This is a genomic window from Streptomyces sp. NPDC049627, assembly GCF_044465645.1.
Taxonomy (GTDB): domain Bacteria; phylum Actinomycetota; class Actinomycetes; order Streptomycetales; family Streptomycetaceae; genus Streptomyces.
Genome location: NZ_JBITLW010000002.1, coordinates 373,583 through 388,973, shown reverse-complemented (window position 1 = coordinate 388,973; position 15,391 = coordinate 373,583). Strand labels below are relative to the sequence as shown.

Here is a 15,391-nt window from a genome sequence, read left to right as displayed (position 1 = left end):
TCCCGCAAGGTGGGGTACCCGCCTCCCACCGGAACCACCGGACAGGGAGGCGACAACTCATGGGCCTCGGCGGGTGCATCATCCTCATCGCCGTGGGAGCCATCCTCACGTTCGCGACCGACTGGGAGATGCAGGGTGTCAATCTCGACCTGGTCGGGATCATCCTGATGATCGTCGGACTGATCGGAACCACGACGTTCAGCAGCATCGCAAGGCGTCGCCGCGTGGTGGTGCCGCCTTCGACGCCGGTCGTGGACGACACCGGACATCACCACAGGCGGGACGGCTACAGCGACGGTTACGGCGTCTGAGCCGCTGTCACGGAAGGGTCGGGTTCGAGGGTGCGGGAGAGAACGGTTCCCGCGCCCTCACCCGTCCAAGTCGAGCTTGCCCGGCGCGACTTCGGCCGAGCCCCCCGGGGCCCGCTCAGCCCTGGCGGACCACGTCCGTGCCGGGGCCCCCGGAGAGCGTGTCGGTGCCCGGTCCGCCGTAGAGCTTGTCGTTCCCGCTGTTGCCGTACAGCTTGTCGTTGCCGCTGTTTCCGTACAGGACGTCGTTGCCCTTGCCGCCGGACAGGGTGTCGTCGCCCGTGCCGCCGGTGAGCGTGTCCTTGCCGTCGTCGCCGGACAGGTACTGGGCGCCGGATCCGCCGCGCAGGGTGTCGTCGCCCCTGCCGCCCTGCACGATGTTGCCGCCGCCGCTCGCGCTGATCGTGTCGTTGCCGTCCTCGCCCCAGGCCAGGCCCTCGGCGCCCACGGTGATGGTGTCGTCGCCCGTCCCGCCGGAGACGTAGGCGCCGTCGAGGCGGCCGGAGTCGGTCGCCTTGTCGTTGCCGGTGCCCAGCGAGATCTCGGCGTAGGTGTAGATCTGGTCGGTGGCGTTGGCGTACGTGAGCGTGTCGCCGCGGTCGCCGAGATCCATGACCAGGCCGGGGTACGGGTCCTGGCTGTCCACCAGGGTGACCGTGCAGGAGACCTTCGTGCGGTCCGCGCTGTCGGGATAGGCGCAGTCGTGGCCCGCGCTGATCTGGACGACGTCGTCGATCAGGTAGGTGATGCCGGTGCGGTCGGCCGTGAGCTTCGCGGTGACGGCGGCCTTGTTGGTCTGGCCGGGGGCGGCCTTGTAGGTGAGCTGCCAGTCGCTCTGGTTGACCTCGGCGGTGGCCGGGGCCGCCGCCGCGCCGGCGGTGGCCGGGGCGAGCGGAACGGCCAGGGCCGTGCCGAGGATCAGTGCCGCGGAACGGACGAGCATGGTGAGACCTCCGAGTCGGATGTGCGGCGCCGTGCGCCCTGTGCCCAGTCCGACTCGGGGGAAGGCTCTGTGGTTGGTCAACTTCCTTGCAGACACGAGACGTTCAGCCGGGGGACACCTCATGTACCGGTGGATCCCGTGCGCCGGTCAGGTCAGGGCGTGCCCGGTCGTGGCGTCCACATGGGCCGGTACCTCGTCGTGGCGGTCGCCGACGGTCAGGGTGCCGGTGGGTTCGAAGACGAGGATGGCGGCGGGGGCCGGGGCGTACGGCTTGTGTTCGGTGCCGCGGGGGACCGTGAAGACGGAGCCCTTGGGGAGGACGACCGTGCGCTCGCCGCGCGGCTCCCTCAGGGAGATGTGCAGTTCGCCGTCCAGGACCAGGAAGAACTCGTCGGTGTGGTCGTGGACGTGCCAGACGTGATCGCCGTCGACCTTGGCCACGCGGACGTCGTAGTCGTTGACGGCCGTCACGATGCGCGGGCTCCAGGTCTCCGAGAAGGAGGCGAGGGCCGCTTCGAGGGATATGGGTTCCATGCGGTCATCGTCCGGGGTCGCCGCGGCGGCGCGTGAGTGCTAGGAATCGCGTATGCCGCAAGGATCCTCTCAGCCGACGCGCACCCACCGCGTCGCCGTGATCGTCGACGAGGGCACCAACCCGTTCGAGGTCGGCGTCGCCACCGAACTGTTCGGGCTGCCGCGGCCCGAGCTGGGCCTCGCCGCACCGCTGTACGAGGTGACGCTGTGCACGCCCACGCCCGAGGTCCGGATGAACCACGGCTTCTTCACGCTGACCGGCGTGCCCGGACTGGAGGCGGTCGATGCGGCGGACACCCTCGTCGTACCCGGCCGCCCGGACAACGTCGTCCCGCGTGGCGCCGCCGTGCTCGACGCCGTCCGGCGCACCCACGCGCGCGGGGCCCGCGTGATCAGCCTGTGCACCGGGAGCTTCGCGCTCGCCGAGGCCGGGCTGCTGGACGGGCGCCGCGCGACCACGCACTGGCGCTGGGCCGACACCTTCCGAGAGCTGCATCCGAGGGTGCTGCTGGAACCGGACGTGCTCTTCGTCGACGAGGGCGACATTCTGACCGCCGCGGGCAGTGCCGCCGCGCTCGACCTGTGTCTGCACGTCGTACGGCGTGATCACGGCGCCGAGGTGGCCAACTCGGTCTCGCGGAGGCTGGTCTTCGCCGCCCACCGCGACGGCGGGCAGAAGCAGTTCGTGCAACGGCCGGTGCCGGACGTGCCGGACGAGTCGCTGGGGCCGCTGCTGGCGTGGGCGCAGGAACGGCTGGGCGAGCCGCTGACGGTGGCGGACCTGGCCGAGCGGGCGGCGGTGTCGCCGGCCACTCTGCACCGCCGCTTCCGGGCGCAGCTCGGGACCACGCCGCTGGGCTGGCTGACGGGGGAGCGGGTGGCGCTCGCGTGCCGGCTGATCGAGCGCGGGGAGGAGCGGCTGGAGGTGGTGGCGGTGAGGAGCGGACTCGGCACCGCGGCGAACCTCCGCGCGCGCGTGCGGCGCGAGACGGGGCTCAGCCCGTCGGCCTACAGGCGGCGTTTCGGACCGGGCGGCGGGGAACCCCTCGTCTCATGAGATTCCTCGTACGCGACCGGCTGCTCGGCATCGGCGACGACTACTGGATCGAGGACGACCAGGGCAACCGGGTGTTCCTCGTCGACGGCAAGGCGATGCGGCTGCGGGACACCTTCGAGCTGAAGGACACGCAAGGGCGCGTCCTCATCGACATCCACCAGAAGATGCTCTCCCTGCGCGACACGATGGTGATCGAGCGGGACGGCGAGCCGCTCGCGAAGATCCGCCGCAAGCGGCTGTCCCTGCTGCGCAACCACTACCGGGTGTCCCTGGCGGACGGCAGCACGGAACTCGACGTCAGCGGCAAGATCCTCGACCGGGAGTTCGCGATCGAGTACGACGGCGAGCTGCTGGCCGTCGTCTCCCGGCGTTGGCTGCACGTCCGTGAGACGTACGGCGTGGACGTCGTACGGGACGATGCGGACCCCGCGCTGCTGATCGCGGTGGCGGTGTGCGTGATCCACCTCGCGGAGAAGGAGCACGGGGACGACTGAGGGGCGGCGAACCGCCACCCGCGCGCCCCTCGGCCGCCGTCAGCGGCGCGGCGCCGTCAGGCCCAGCATCCTGTCCTTCAGCGCCGGGAACTGCTCCCGGGTCGCCGCCACCTTCGCCGGGTCGAAGTCCACCGTGAGGACCTGCTCGCCCGCGCCGGCCTCCGCCAGCACCTCACCCCACGGATCGACCACGATCGAGTGACCGGCCTGCGGAACTCCCGCGTGCGTCCCGGCCGTTCCACAGGCGAGCACGAACGCCTGGTTCTCCACCGCCCGCGCCTGAGCCAGCAGCGTCCAGTGCGCCCGGCGGCGCTCCGGCCAGCCCGCCGGCACGACCAGGGTCTCGGCGCCGGCGTCGACGAGGCCGCGGAAGAGTTCGGGGAAACGGAGGTCGTAACAGGTGGCCACGCCAAGGGTGGTCTCGGGCAGACGGACCGTCACCAGTTCCTCGCCCGCGCCCATCAGCACCGCCTCGCCCTTGTCGAAGCCGAACCGATGGATCTTTCGGTACGCGGCGACCAGATCACCGGAGGGGGAGAAGACAAGAGAGGTGTTGTAGAGCGGCCCGTCAGGATCCCGCTCGGGAATCGAGCCCGCGTGCAGCCACACGCCCGCGTCGCTCGCGGCCTTCGCCATCGCCTCGTACGTCGGCCCTTCGAGCGGTTCGGCCTCACTGGCGAACTCCTCGTAGGCGAACGCCCCGGTGGTCCACAGCTCGGGCAGGACGACGAGGTCGGCCACTTCGGCCTGTTCCCTCACGAGCGAGGCCGCCCTCACCCGACGCGAGGCGACCGATTCGTCCGCGTTGACGTCGATCTGGAGCAAAGAGGCGCGCACACTACCACCGTCCTGGCATTCGAGCGGTCCACACGGGCTTACACACGGGCCTACGATCGTCACACGAAAGCACTGCCGGGGTGCCTCACAGCAGCGTAACTTAGCGTTTCAAGACACCCGCCGACAGCAGCCGCCTCCCACTGGCAATGACGCCACAACCTGCCCGCGTACCGACGTACCAACCGCCGAGGGGTCCCGTTCCGTGAGTCTGCATCCCACCCTCCAGCCCTACGCCGACGCCTGGACCCACTCCATCGAAGCGATATCCGAGCTGGTGACGCCGCTGGTGGAGGGTGAGTGGAACCGGCGTACCCCGTGCCCCGGTTGGTCGGTCCGCGACATCGTGTCGCACGTCATCGGCCTGGACTGCGAGATGCTCGGCGACCCGCGTCCCATCCACACCCTCCCCCGCGACCTCTTCCACGTCACGAACGACCACCAGCGCTACATGGAGATGCAGGTCGACGTCCGCCGCCATCACACGGCGCCGGAGATGACGTCGGAGCTGGAGTACACGATCATCCGCCGCAACCGCCAGCTGCGGAACGAGTCCCGTGACCCCGGCACGAAGGTGCGCGGCCCGCTCGGGTCCGAGCTCACCCTCGAAGAGTCCATGCGGGCCCACGCGTTCGACATCTGGGTCCACGAACAGGACCTGCGCACCGCCCTCGGCCGCCCCGGCAACCTCGACTCCCCCGGCGCCCAGGTGGCCCGCGACGTCCTGCTCGGCAAGCTCCCCGACATCGTCGCCACCAAGGCCGACGCCCCCCGCAGCTCGGCGATCGTCTTCGACGTCCACGGCCCGATCGAGTTCCTGCGCACGATCCGCGTCGACATCCAGGGCCGCGGCACCCTCGAAACGGCCCCCGCCCTCGGCCCCGCCGCCACCCTCACCCTCGACTGGGAGACCTACGTCCGCCTGGCCTGCGGCCGCGTCACACCGGAGGCGGTCGCGGACCGCGTGAAGGCGGAGGGCGACCCGGCCCTGACGACAGCGATCCTGCGCAACTTCACGGTGACGCCGTAACGCCGGTCACTGCATTCCAGCCTGTCCGGCGTTTGAGGACGAGGCCCCTTCAGGGCCGGCGGGGGCGAGGAAGAGACGGCCCGCCCCCACCGGCTCACACCGGCACGTGCACGGTCTCCACCCGGCTCGCCACCAACCGCTCCCGCTCCCGCCGAGCCGCCCGCTTCCGCAACCGCAGAATCTGCCCGACCCCGAGCGCCTGCAGCACGAACACCGCCGAGAAGGCGACGCCGTAGTCACCCCCGGTCGCATCCAACAGCACGCCGACCGCGAACAACGTCGTCATCGAGGCGACGAACCCGCCCATGTTGGTGATCCCGGACGCCGTCCCCTGCCGCTCCGGCGGATTCGCCGGCCGCGCGAAGTCGAACCCGATCATCGACGCCGGCCCACACGCCCCGAGCACCGCGCACAGCACGACCAGCAGCCACATCGGCGCCGTCTCCCCGGGCCAGACCAACGTCGCGCCCCACAGCAGCGCCGTCGCCCCCACGGTCCCCAGCGCCAACGGCAGCCGCGCCTCGTGATGCCGCGCGACGATCTGGCCGTAGACCAGCCCCACGACCATGTTCGACAGGACGACCAGGGTGAGCAGTTCACCGGCCGTCGCCCGGGACAGCCCCTGCGCCTCCACCAGGAACGGCAGCCCCCACAGCAGCAGGAACACCATCGCCGGGAACTGCGTCGTGAAGTGCACCCACAACCCCAGCCGCGTGCCCGGCTCCCGCCAGGACGCGGCGATCTGACGTCGTACGTACGCCGCGCCCTGGTGCGCAAGCGGCTCCGGCTCCTGGCCCTCGGGGTGGTCCTTCAGGAACAGCAGCAACAGCACCAGCACGACGACCCCCGCCGCCGCGCTGCCCGCGAACGCCGCCGTCCAGCCCACCCCGTGCAGCAGCCGTGCCAGCATCAGCGTGGAGACGAGGTTGCCCGCCATGCCCGCGAGCCCCGCGAACTGCGCGATCATCGGACCGCGCCGGGCCGGGAACCACCGGGTGCCGAGCCGCAGCACACTGATGAACGTCATCGCGTCGCCGCATCCGAGCAGCGCGCGCGAGGCGAGAGCCGTGCCGTACGACGGCGAGAAGGCGAAGCCCAGTTGGCCCGCGGTGAACAGCACCACGCCCAGGGTCAGCACCTTCTTGGTGCCGAGCCGGTCGACCAGCAGGCCGACGGGTATCTGCATGCCCGCGTACACGAGCAGCTGGAGGATCGAGAACGTCGACAGGGCCGAGGCGTTCACATGGAAGCGGTCCGCGGCGTCGAGGCCGGCGACCCCCAGCGACGTACGGAAGATGACGGCGACGAAGTAGACCGAGACGCCTATGCCCCAGACGGCGACGGCGCGGCGGCCGCCCGGAGGGTCGCCCGGCAGCGCGGCGGCCTTCATCGCTCCTCACCTCGCGCGAGATGCGAGAACCAGCCGATGTGCCGGTGGACCGTCCCGACGGCCGCCTCGGCGTCCCCGGAGCGCAGTGCGTCGAGGATCTCCTCGTGCTCGGCGAGGGTCTTGGCGATCCGGTCCGGGTGGGAGTGCAGCACGGCGACGCCCATGCGCAGTTGCCGGTCGCGCAGTTGGTCGTAGAGCCTCGAGAGGATCTCGTTGCCGCCGCTGCGGACGATCTCCGCGTGGAAGCACCGGTCGGTGACGGCGGCTGCGGCGAGGTCACCGGCGGCCGCCTGGGCCTTCTGCTGGGCGAGCAGGTTCTCCAGGCGCTCGATGAGCCCGGGGGGCGCGGGGACGGCCTTGCGCGCCGCGTGCTCCTCGACGAGCATCCGCGTCTCCACGACGTCCTTGATCTCCTGTGCGGAGACCGGCAGGACCAGCGCGCCCTTCTTCGGATAGAGCTTGATCAGCCCCTCGACCTCCAGCCGCAGCAGCGCCTCCCGCACCGGTGTGCGCGAGACCCCGACGGCCTCGGCGAGCTCGCCCTCGGTGAGCAGGGTCCCGCCCTCGTAACGGCGCTCCAGGACGCCCTGCTTGACGTGGGTGTAGACGCGGTCGGCGGCGGGGGGCTGCTTCAGGGACGCGGGCGGGGAGGAAGCCATGCCCACAGCTTAGATACAACACGTACCCATCGGAGGCTTCGTCCAGCATGCGGAACAGAGGGAGCCGAATGAGGGACCCGGCACATCCGCCCCACAACCTTCTGTGCTACTTACGTGTCACACACGTGCGGCCTGACCGCCTCTCCCCCTCCAACTCGGCCGCACTCAGGGGCATTCGACGTAATCGGGGTATTTCAGTTGATAACCGCCACCCAGGGCTCCCGTATCCGCAGAACCGCAGCCGTCGCCGTGACCACCGGCGCGCTGCTCGTCACCGGAGCTCTCACCGCGGCACCCGCGCAGGCCGCGACGACGCCCAGCATCAGTGCCAAGGGCGGGTACCTGATGAACAGCGCGACCGGCAAGACCCTCTTCACCAAGGCTGCCGACACCAAGCGGCTCACCGCCTCCACCACGAAGATCATGACCGCCAAGGTGGTGCTGTCGCAGTCGAACCTGAACCTGGACGCCAAGGTCACGATCAAGAAGGAGGTCAGCGACTACATGGTCGCCAAGGGGTATCCCTCGACGGCCAACCTGATCGTCGGCGACAAGGTCACCGTCCGTCAGCTGCTGTACGGGATGCTGCTCAAGTCGGGCTGTGACGCCGCGATGGCCCTCGCCGACAAGTTCGGTTCCGGCTCGACGGTGAAGGCGCGCGTGAAGTCGTTCATCGGCAAGATGAACACCACGGCCCGGAACCTGGGCATGACGAACACGCACTTCGATTCGTTCGACGGCATCAGCAACGGCTCCAACTACTCGACCCCGCGCGACCTGACGAAGGTCGCCCGGAGCGCGATGAAGAGCTCCACGTTCAAGACGGTCGTGAAGACCAAGTCGTACACGGCGAAGACGATCACGAAGACCGGCTCCGTCCGCACGATGGCGGCGTGGAAGAACACCAACCTCCTGCTCGGCTGGAACGGCACACTCGGCGTGAAGACCGGCTCCGGCACCGAGGCCAAGTACTGCCTCGTCTTCGCCGCCACCAAGAACGGAGAGTCGGTGATCGGCGCCGTCCTCACGGCCCCCAACGAGGCCAAGCGCACGGAGGACGTGAAGAAGCTCATCAACTACGGCTACGCGCGGATCAGCTGACCTTCGCGTTCACGTGACGGAGGGCGACCACTCACCAGTGGTCGCCCTCGTCACATGCGTGACTTCGGCCCGCCGTACAACCCTTGACGCTCCTCGCGTGTCTCCTGAGCGCCTCCCCCCTCCACATCGCAAATGTCTACGGGCATTTCGCATATCCGGAGCGTTCATAGTGATAACCGGCATCAAGGGCGTACGTATCCGCAGAGCCGCAGCCGTCGTCGCCACCACCGGCGCGCTGGTCGCGGGCGGCGCCCTGTCCGCGCCCGCCCAGGCCGCGACCGCCCCCACGGTCAGCGCCAAGGGCGCGTTCATGCTCAACAGTGCGACGGGCTCCACGCTCTACAGCAAGTACGCCGACACCAAGCGGCCGATGGCCAGCACCACCAAGATCATGACGGCGCGTGTCGTGCTGAGCACGCCCGATCTGAACCTCGACCGCAAGATCACCATCAAGCAGGCCTACCGCGACTACGTCGCCGCCAAGGGCGCGAGCACCGCGGACCTGAGGACCGGTGACAAGGTCACCATCCGCCAGCTGCTGCACGCGATGATGCTGCCGTCCGGCTGCGACGCCGCGATGGCCCTCGCGGACACCTTCGGCTCCGGCACCACGGTCTCGGCGCGCACCAAGTCCTTCATCAGCAAGATGAACACCAAGGCCGACGCCCTCGGCCTGACGAACACCCACTTCGACTCGTTCGACGGCAACTCGACGCAGAACACGAACTACACGACTCCGCGCGACCTCGCCAAGCTCACGCGCAGCGCGATGAAGTACTCGACGTTCGCGGGCATCGTGAAGAAGCAGAAGACGGTGCAGTACGCGACGACGAGCACCGGTGGCACCCGCACCTACACCTGGTACAACACCAACAAGCTGCTGGGCTCCTACAGCGGCGCCATCGGTGTGAAGACCGGCACCAACACCCCGGCCGGCCCCTGCCTCGTCTTCGCCGGCACCCGCGACGGCAAGACGGTCGTCGGCGTCCTCCTCAACGACCAGTACCGCTTCACGGACGCCGCGAAGCTGATGGACTACGCCTTCGGCTCCAGCTCGGCGAGCACGATGCAGCTGCGCACCCTGCCGCAGGGCGCACAGCGCGACTGATCCGCCGCGGCATCACGCCCGCACCGGAATGACGACGGCCCCCGCTCGATGCGGGGGCCGTCCTCGGTTCACGCCCAGGTGATCAGCCGTTTCGGCTGCTCCAGGATCGCCGCCACATCGGCGAGGACCTTGGAGCCCAGCTCCCCGTCCACCAGACGGTGGTCGAAGCTCAGCGCCAGCGTCGTCACCTGGCGCGGCTTCACCTTGCCCTTGTGGACCCACGGCTGCAGCTTGATCGCGCCGACCGCGAGGATCGCGGACTCGCCGGGGTTGAGGATCGGGGTGCCGGTGTCGACGCCGAAGACGCCGACGTTGGTGATGGTGACCGTGCCGCCCTGCATCGCGGCGGGGCCGGTCTTGCCGTCCCGCGCCGTCGACACCAACTCGCCGAGCGCCTGCGCCAGTTGCGGCAGCGTCTTGGTGTGGGCGTCCTTGATGTTCGGGACGATGAGGCCGCGCGGGGTCGCCGCCGCGATGCCCAGGTTCACGTAGTGCTTCTGCACGATCTCCTGGTTCGCCTCGTCCCAGGACGCGTTGATGTCCGGGTTGCGCTTGATGGCGACCAGCAGGGCCTTGGAGATCAGCAGCAAGGGGTTCACGCGCAGACCCGCGAACTCCTTGTCCTCCTTGAGCTCCTCGACCAGCTTCATCGTGCGCGTCACGTCCACCGTCACGAACTCCGTGACATGCGGTGCCGTGAACGCCGAGCCGACCATCGCGGCCGCCGTCGCCTTGCGGACGCCCTTCACCGGGACACGGGTCTCACGGGCCGTGTCGTAGGTGGCGACCGGCGCGGGGGCCGCGGCCGGAGCGGCGGCCGGGACGACCTGCGGCTCCGGTGCGGCGGCCGGGGCCTGCGGGGCCGCCGCCGCGTGGACGTCCTCGCGCGTGATGATGCCGTCGGGGCCGGTCGGCGTCACCGTGGCCAGGTCGACGCCCAGGTCCTTCGCCAGCTTGCGCACCGGCGGCTTCGCCAGCGGCCGGGGCCTTTCCACAGCCGGGTCCACGACCGCGGGACCATGCCCGTTCAGCTCGGACTGCAGGGCCTGCGCCGCCGCCGGGGCCTCCTGGCGCGGAGCCTCCGCCCCCTTGCGCGGGCGGCGCTTCGTCGAGGACGCGGCCACGCCGTAGCCGACCAGCACCGGCTGACGGCCCGAGCCCGCCGCCTTGGGCTCCTCCTTCGGAGCCTCCGGCTGCGCGACCGGCGCCGGAGCGGCAGCGGCCGTCCCGCCCGTCACGTCCACCGCGATGATCGCCGTACCGACGTCCACCGTCGTGCCCTCGGGGAAGTGCAGCTCGCGGACCACCCCGTCGTACGGGATGGGCAGCTCGACGGCCGCCTTGGCCGTCTCGACCTCGCACACCACCTGCCCGTCGGTGACCGTGTCGCCCGGCTGGACGTACCACTTGAGGATCTCGGCCTCGGTGAGTCCCTCGCCCACGTCGGGCATCTTGAACTCGCGCACGGACGCTTCAGTCATCGTCGTCATGCCCCTCTCCTCAGTACGCCAGGGCACGGTCGACGGCGTCGAGCACCCGGTCCAGGCCCGGCAGGTACTCCTCCTCCAGGCGCGCCGGCGGGTACGGGGCGTGATAGCCGCCCACGCGCAGCACCGGGGCCTCCAGGTGGTAGAAGCAGCGCTCCGTGATCCGGGCGGCGATCTCCGCGCCCGAGCCGAAGAACACGGGGGCCTCGTGGACCACGACCAGGCGGCGGGTCTTCTCGACGGAGGCCTGGATGGAGTCGAAGTCGAGCGGGGAGACCGAGCGCAGGTCCAGGACCTCCAGGTTCCTGCCTTCCTCGGCCGCCGCGTCGGCGACCTCCTGGCACAGCTTCACCATCGGGCCGTACGCGGCCAGGGTGAGGTCCGTGCCCTCGCGGACGACCTTCGCCTTGTGCAGCGGGCCGGGGATGGCCTCGGTGTTGACCTCGCCCTTGTCCCAGTAGCGCCGCTTGGGCTCGAAGAAGATCACCGGGTCGTCGCTCTGGATGGCCTGCTGCATCATCCAGTACGCGTCCGACGCGTTCGAGGGGCTGACGACCTTCAGGCCGGCCACGTGCGCGAAGAGCGCCTCGGGGGACTCGGAGTGGTGCTCCACCGCGCCGATACCGCCGCCGTAGGGGATACGGACGACGACCGGCAGCTTGACCTTGCCCAGCGAGCGCGCGTGCATCTTCGCGAGCTGCGTGACGATCTGGTCGTACGCCGGGAAGACGAAGCCGTCGAACTGGATCTCCACGACCGGGCGGTAGCCGCGCAGGGCCAGGCCGATCGCGGTGCCGACGATGCCCGACTCAGCGAGCGGGGTGTCGATGACGCGGCTCTCGCCGAAGTCCTTCTGCAGGCCGTCCGTGACCCGGAAGACGCCGCCGAGCTTGCCGACGTCCTCGCCCATGATGAGGACCTTGGGGTCGGAGTCCAGGGCGCGGCGCAGCGACTCGTTGATCGCCTTGGCCAGAGCCAGGTTCTTTACCGTCTCCGCTGCCATGTCAGGCCCCCTCTACGTCCGCGAACGACGCCTGGTAGGCGGCGAACTGGGCGCGCTCCTCGTCGACGAGCGCATGCCCGTCCGCGTACACGTTCTCGAAGATGGCGAAGTGGTCCGGGTCCGGCATGGCGCGGACCGCCTCGCGCACTCGTTTGCCCAACGCCTCGCTCTCCGTCTCCAGTTCCGCGAAGAATCCCTCGTCCGCGTGGTTTGAGGCCTCCAGGTACCGGCGAAGGCGCAGGATCGGGTCCTTCGCCTCCCAGGCCAGGCGCTCCTCGTCGCCGCGGTAGCGGGTGGGGTCGTCGGAGGTGGTGTGGGCGCCCATGCGGTACGTGTACGCCTCGACCAGCGTGGGGCCCTCGCCGGCGCGGGCGCGCTCCAGCGCCCACTTCGTCACGGCCAGGCACGCCAGGACGTCGTTGCCGTCGACGCGGACGCCCGGGAAGCCGAAGCCCTGCGCGCGCTGGTAGAGCGGCACCCGGGTCTGCTTCTCGGTCGGCTCGGAGATCGCCCACTGGTTGTTCTGGCAGAAGAACACCACGGGGGCGTTGTAGACAGCGGAGAAGGTGAACGATTCCGCGACGTCGCCCTGGCTGGAGGCGCCGTCACCGAAGTAGGCGATGACCGCGCTGTCGGCGCCGTCCTTGGCGATGCCCATCGCGTAGCCCGTGGCGTGCAGCGTCTGGGAGCCGATGACGATCGTGTAGAGCTGGAAGTTGTTGCTGTTCGGGTCCCAGCCGCCGTTGTTCACGCCGCGGAACATGCCGAGCAGGTTCGTCGGGTCGACCCCGCGGCACCAGGCGACGCCGTGTTCGCGGTAGGTCGGGAAGACGTAGTCGTCCTCGCGGGTGGCCCGGCCGGAGCCGATCTGGGCGGCCTCCTGGCCGAGCAGCGACGCCCACAGGCCCAGCTCGCCCTGGCGCTGCAGGGAGGTGGCCTCGGCGTCGAAGCGGCGGGTGAGCACCATGTCGCGGTAGAGGCCGCGGAGCTCTTCGGGAGTGATGCCGGCGACGTACTTGTCGTACTCGGCGTTCTTGACGCGCTTGCCTTCTGGCGTCAGCAGCTGGACGAGCTCGGGGTCCTTGCTCGTCGGTTTCCTGGTGGTTGTGGTCTTGCCGGCCGTGCTCTTGGTACCGGCGCTGCGTCGCGGTTTCCGCGCGGCAGTGCTCTCCACGGTCACGTGTGCTCCTCCGTCGGTCCGGCTACCCGGGTTCGCCGGGTGCCAGTGCGGCTCACCTGCAGCCCTACGGACGCACAGGGTGGGTGCGGCTCGTAGGGGAACAGGGTGACAGGTGCCCCGGCGAGCGCCCTGCAAAAGGCACGTTACCCAGTGCTCCACATTTCTGTGAAACCCCTCCTGACCTGCGATTTTGCTTGGATATCCAAGTAAATCGCGAAAGCCGGGAACAAGCCCTGGTCACAGCCTTGCAGGGGGCCGGAACAACGGCACGTTATATCGGTGACCCAGGTCACGGGAAGAGTCGCCGAGAGGGAGATGCGGGATGTGGCATGGCCCTGCCGTCAAACGGCACGCGCGCGTGGAGCCCGTTTCCGGGCCGCACGCGCGCGTGGGGGTCGCTGTTGCCGGCGGTCGGTGTCGACGGCTCGGTCAGCCTGCGGTGCCGCCCGTAGGGGTCGGCAGCGTCGGCTGCTCCGTGGGCTCGTCCGTCGGCTCCTCCGTCGGCTCGTCCGTCGGCTCCTCCGTGGGCTCCTCGGTCGGCTCCTCCGTCGGCTGCTCCGTGGGCTCGGCCGTGGTCGGCTCCTCCGTCGGCTCGTACGACGGCGTGTAGTCCGGGTCGGTGCCCGTGCCGGTGCCGTCGTCCGTGTAGTCGTCGGTCGGCTCCTCGGTCGCCTCGTCGCTCGGCGTCTCGCTGGCCCTGTCCTGGTCCTTGGTCTGCGAGGTGGTCGGCGTCTGTGTGGTGCCGGGGTCGTCCTTGATGCCGTTGTCCTTGTTCATCGCCCACGCGACGCCCGCCGCGATCGCGATCACCGCGAGGACGGCCAGGATCCACAGCTTGCCGCGGCCGCTGCCCCGGTTGCCGTGCCCCTCGAAGCCGCCGTCGTCCCCGCCGCCGTAGCCGGCGGGCAGGATCGGCTGCGGGATCTGCGTCGTGCCGGAGCCGGAGTCGCCGGGGTGCCCCATGACGGTCGTGTGCGCGAAGCCCCCCGCCGGGGTGTGCCGGCCGTCGTGCATCGTCACCGGGCCGGTGTTCCAGGTGCCGGTGTGGCCACCCTGGTCGTACAGCATCTGCAGGCCGTACTGGACGAGGCCGCGCATCTCCTCGGCCGTCTGGAAGCGGTCGTCCGGCTCCTTGGCGAGCGAGCGCATGACGAGGCCGTCGAGCTCGGGCGGCGCCGCGTCGGAGACCTCGGACGGGGGTGTCGGGATGTCCTGGACGTGCTGGTAGACCACGGACAGCGGGGTCTCGCCGGTGAACGGCGGCCGCAGCGCGAGCAGTTCGTAGAGCAGGCAGCCCGTCGCGTACAGGTCGGAGCGGTGGTCGACCGCCTTGCCGAGCGCCTGCTCGGGCGACAGGTACTGCGGGGTGCCCATGACCATGCCGGTCTGCGTCATCGTCGACTGCGCACCGTGCAGGGCGCGGGCGATGCCGAAGTCCATCACCTTCACGGCGCCGTTGTTGGTGATGATGACGTTGGCCGGCTTGATGTCGCGGTGCACGATGCCGTGCTGATGCGAGTAGGCGAGCGCCTCGAGGACGCCGGAGACGATGATCAGGGCCTGCTCGGGGCCGGGCGCCTCGGCGTTGATCAGGAGGTCGCGGATGGTCCGCCCCTCGACGATCTCCATGACGATGTACGGCACGCTCTGGCCGTTCACGAAATCCTCGCCGGAGTCGTACACGGCGACGATCGCATGGTGGTTGAGGCCCGCCACCGACTGGGCCTCGCGCGTGAAGCGGGCCTTGGAGACCGGGTCCTCGGCGAGATCGGAGCGGAGCAGCTTGACCGCCACGGTGCGTCCGAGGCGCACGTCCTCGGCCGCGAACACCTCGGCCATGCCGCCCCGGCCGAGTCTGCGGGTCAGCCGATAACGGCCGTCCCCGACAAGCCCGCCGTTACCCCACATCTCCGGCGCGTCTGACATACCGCCGCCAGCCGCCTCGGGGTCGGACGGGCCCTGAGCGCGCTGCTGCTGTGCCATCAGTCCTCGCCGTCGTTTCTGCCCGCGGTGCGCGCGGTGTTGTTACGGTCTCCGTCGGCCACGCTACAGCCTCCGCGCAAGGCGTCGGTCCGAGACGGTCGCCCCAAACCGGAAGGAGACGGACCGGCCATCAAACCGGTACCCCGTCCCCTCGTGCAAATTCTGTGTACCGGCCGTACTTCCCCTGTAACGCTTCCGCGCCGCTTCCTTCGCGTACGGTCACGGAACGGGCACCGTGCTTGACCTGTCAGTGCCGTGGGGCAGACTTGGCCGGGAATCA

General features: G+C 70.0%; 15 protein-coding genes. 6 read left to right on the top strand and 9 right to left on the bottom strand.

Translation table 11 applies throughout. The features are described from left to right. Positions 1-59: 59 nt before the first annotated feature. Complete coding sequence (locus ACIBU0_RS06740) at positions 60-311, top strand: DUF6458 family protein (RefSeq protein WP_398812670.1); 252 nt, start codon at positions 60-62, stop codon at positions 309-311. Between the two features lie 115 nt (positions 312-426). Here ACIBU0_RS06740 and ACIBU0_RS06735 read toward each other — a convergent pair whose 3' ends face one another. Further along, a complete protein-coding gene (locus ACIBU0_RS06735; RefSeq protein WP_398812667.1) occupies positions 427-1,251 on the bottom strand; it encodes a calcium-binding protein in 825 nt (274 codons plus the stop codon). A gap of 147 nt (positions 1,252-1,398) precedes the next feature. Next, positions 1,399-1,785, bottom strand: a complete 387-nt coding sequence (locus ACIBU0_RS06730; protein ID WP_398812665.1) for a cupin domain-containing protein — start codon at positions 1,783-1,785, stop codon at positions 1,399-1,401. 52 nt (positions 1,786-1,837) lie between these two features. On the opposite strand from ACIBU0_RS06730, the gene ACIBU0_RS06725 reads away from it, so the two are divergent. Both ACIBU0_RS06725 and ACIBU0_RS06720 read left to right on the top strand, forming a co-directional pair. After that, the gene (locus ACIBU0_RS06725) at positions 1,838-2,842 is read left to right on the top strand and encodes a helix-turn-helix domain-containing protein (protein WP_398812662.1); all 1,005 of its coding nucleotides are present in this window, start codon (positions 1,838-1,840) and stop codon (positions 2,840-2,842) included. Then, a complete protein-coding gene (locus ACIBU0_RS06720; RefSeq protein WP_398812659.1) occupies positions 2,839-3,336 on the top strand; it encodes an LURP-one-related/scramblase family protein in 498 nt (165 codons plus the stop codon). Before ACIBU0_RS06725 ends, ACIBU0_RS06720 begins: the two co-directional genes overlap by 4 nt. 39 nt (positions 3,337-3,375) lie before the next feature. Here ACIBU0_RS06720 and ACIBU0_RS06715 read toward each other — a convergent pair whose 3' ends face one another. After that, a complete protein-coding gene (locus tag ACIBU0_RS06715) occupies positions 3,376-4,173 on the bottom strand; it encodes a carbon-nitrogen family hydrolase (RefSeq protein ID WP_398812656.1) in 798 nt (265 codons plus the stop codon). Positions 4,174-4,375: 202 nt separating this feature from the next. Between ACIBU0_RS06715 and ACIBU0_RS06710 the strand changes: the two genes are divergently transcribed. Beyond that, on the top strand, positions 4,376-5,200 hold the full coding sequence (locus ACIBU0_RS06710; protein WP_398812653.1) for a maleylpyruvate isomerase family mycothiol-dependent enzyme: 825 nt from the start codon (positions 4,376-4,378) through the stop codon (positions 5,198-5,200). Between the two features lie 94 nt (positions 5,201-5,294). On the opposite strand, the gene ACIBU0_RS06705 is transcribed toward ACIBU0_RS06710, so the two are convergent. Then, positions 5,295-6,590, bottom strand: a complete 1,296-nt coding sequence (locus ACIBU0_RS06705; protein WP_398812650.1) for a nitrate/nitrite transporter — start codon at positions 6,588-6,590, stop codon at positions 5,295-5,297. Beyond that, positions 6,587-7,249, bottom strand: a complete 663-nt coding sequence (locus tag ACIBU0_RS06700; RefSeq protein ID WP_398812647.1) for a GntR family transcriptional regulator — start codon at positions 7,247-7,249, stop codon at positions 6,587-6,589. Before ACIBU0_RS06700 ends, ACIBU0_RS06705 begins: the two co-directional genes overlap by 4 nt. A gap of 198 nt (positions 7,250-7,447) precedes the next feature. Here ACIBU0_RS06700 and ACIBU0_RS06695 point away from each other — a divergent pair, with 198 nt between their 5' ends. Then, positions 7,448-8,350: a D-alanyl-D-alanine carboxypeptidase family protein gene (locus ACIBU0_RS06695; protein WP_398812644.1), complete on the top strand. Its 903-nt coding sequence runs from the start codon at positions 7,448-7,450 to the stop codon at positions 8,348-8,350. 169 nt (positions 8,351-8,519) lie between these two features. After that, positions 8,520-9,458, top strand: a complete 939-nt coding sequence (locus ACIBU0_RS06690) for a D-alanyl-D-alanine carboxypeptidase family protein (protein ID WP_398812641.1) — start codon at positions 8,520-8,522, stop codon at positions 9,456-9,458. Positions 9,459-9,526: 68 nt separating this feature from the next. On the opposite strand, the gene ACIBU0_RS06685 is transcribed toward ACIBU0_RS06690, so the two are convergent. From ACIBU0_RS06685 to ACIBU0_RS06670, 4 genes are all read right to left on the bottom strand, one after another. Then, positions 9,527-10,948: a dihydrolipoamide acetyltransferase family protein gene (locus tag ACIBU0_RS06685; RefSeq protein WP_398812638.1), complete on the bottom strand. Its 1,422-nt coding sequence runs from the start codon at positions 10,946-10,948 to the stop codon at positions 9,527-9,529. Positions 10,949-10,958: 10 nt separating this feature from the next. Continuing rightward, entirely contained in the window at positions 10,959-11,948 is a 990-nt protein-coding gene (locus ACIBU0_RS06680) for an alpha-ketoacid dehydrogenase subunit beta (protein WP_398812635.1), read from the bottom strand. 1 nt (position 11,949) lies between these two features. Then, entirely contained in the window at positions 11,950-13,128 is a 1,179-nt protein-coding gene (gene pdhA, locus ACIBU0_RS06675) for a pyruvate dehydrogenase (acetyl-transferring) E1 component subunit alpha (RefSeq protein WP_398812632.1), read from the bottom strand. 429 nt (positions 13,129-13,557) lie between these two features. Next, positions 13,558-15,111, bottom strand: a complete 1,554-nt coding sequence (locus ACIBU0_RS06670) for a protein kinase (protein WP_398812629.1) — start codon at positions 15,109-15,111, stop codon at positions 13,558-13,560. Between the last annotated feature and the right edge of the window lie 280 nt (positions 15,112-15,391).